This window comes from Variovorax sp. P4_D9, from assembly GCF_056401695.1.
The window spans coordinates 1-1,165 of the sequence record NZ_JBFUIU010001511.1 but is presented as its reverse complement, the minus strand read 5'-3'; the positions used below and the strand labels follow the sequence as shown (position 1 = coordinate 1,165).

Here is a 1,165-nt window from a genome sequence, read left to right as displayed (position 1 = left end):
GGCCACCTGCAGGTGGGTGAAGCCGGGCAGGATCGCCTCGACGTTCTTCTCGGCCAGTGCCAGCAGCGACTTCTGCAGGTCGACCAGCAGACCGCCGATCAGGTCGATCTCGCCGCGCAGCCACAGGCGCACGTCGGTGGCCACCTGGTCGTTGCGGCTGCGGCCGGTGTGCAGCCGCTTGCCGGCATCGCCGACCAGTTGTGTCAGGCGGGCCTCGATGTTCAGGTGCACGTCCTCGAGGTCGAGCTTCCAGTCGAAGGCGCCGGATTCGATCTCCTCGCGAATCTGCTTCATCCCGCCTTGAATCGCGGCGAGGTCCTGCACGCCGATGATCCCCTGGGCTGCCAACATGCCGGCATGCGCCAACGAACCCTCGATGTCAGCCTGCCACAGCCGCTTGTCGAAAAAGACACTGGCGGTATAGCGTTTGACCAGATCGCTCATCGGTTCGGAGAACAGGGCGGACCAGGCTTCGGATTTCTTGTCGAGTTGGTTTTGAGTCATGGGATCCGTTCGGGAGGCAATAATGGGTTTGCCACCCATTGTTTCTGYGATGCGCAACCCGTCGATTTTATCGGCCACCCCCTCGGCGTCGCCAGCGGCGCCCTCCGCCACGTCCTCGCCGGCCAGGGCGAAGGGGTTCGCGCGTCCCGCGAGAGCCCTGTTCGATGCCTGCCAGATCGGGGTGGTGCTTCGGGCCGTGCTGTTCGTCGAGGTGGTGGTGGCCGTGGCCACGCTGTTCGTTGCCCCGACCCCGTTCGAGTGGCTGCTGCTGGCCGCGACGGTCACCGCCGGTGCCTTGCCGGCCACGCTGGTCTGGCTGCTCGCCACTTGTGCGTTGAAGAAGCTGCTGGCCCGGCTGCCGGTGCCGGCGCAGTATGCGGCCGGAGCGCTGCTCGGGGCGCTGGCCGCCTTGTACGGCTGCGGCCTGCTGCGGCTGACCGGCGTGGTCGGCACGGCGCCCTGGCTCGCCAGTGCGCTGGCCGGCGCCTTGTTCGCCGGGCTGATGATGGCGGCGCTGGTGCTGCGGGCACGCGGCCAGGCGCCGGCGGCGACCACGGCGCGGCTGGCGGAACTGCAGTCGCGGATTCGGCCGCATTTTCTTTTCAACACCCTCAACAGCGCGATCGCGCTGGTGCGGCAGGAGCCGGCCAAGGCCGAGGCC

At 68.0% G+C, this 1,165-nt stretch carries 2 protein-coding genes; one reads left to right on the top strand and one right to left on the bottom strand.

Going from position 1 to position 1,165, the window contains the following annotated elements; translation table 11 throughout:
- The coding region (locus AC1DY5_RS56475) for a lyase family protein (RefSeq protein WP_478122845.1) at positions 1–504 on the bottom strand (504 nt) is incomplete at its 3' end.
- Between the two features lie 22 nt (positions 505–526).
- On the opposite strand from AC1DY5_RS56475, the gene AC1DY5_RS56470 reads away from it, so the two are divergent.
- Positions 527–1,165 (top strand): histidine kinase (locus AC1DY5_RS56470; protein ID WP_478122844.1); only part of this gene is annotated, 639 nt, incomplete at its 3' end.